Annotated in this window: 1 protein-coding gene; it reads right to left on the minus strand. The window is 73.7% G+C overall.

Going from position 1 to position 255, the window contains the following annotated elements; translation table 11 throughout:
* Nucleotides 1–255 (minus strand): nucleotide-binding domain containing protein (locus PA598K_RS35465; protein ID WP_305781345.1); only part of this gene is annotated, 255 nt, incomplete at both ends.

Here is a 255-nt window from a genome sequence, read left to right on the forward strand (position 1 = left end):
AGCCCAGCTCGGCGAGCGTCTGCCGCAAGGCCGCGATCGCTGGATCAGCCGGTCCCGTGGCCGTGTATAACACGACGCTGCGACCGGCTGCCAGCGCATCCCTCGCCTCGGCCAACAGCGCCGACCGCGTCGCTTCAGCCAGCTCGGGGCGCAGCAGGGCCTCGGCCGGCACGCGGATGCCCGCGAAGCCAGAGGCCAGCGCCGCCGCGAGCTGACGCTCTGTGACCGGCGAGCAGCTGCCGGAGACGGCGAGCA

It is taken from the genome of Paenibacillus sp. 598K, from assembly GCF_003851045.1.
In the GTDB taxonomy this organism is placed as follows: domain Bacteria; phylum Bacillota; class Bacilli; order Paenibacillales; family Paenibacillaceae; genus Paenibacillus_D.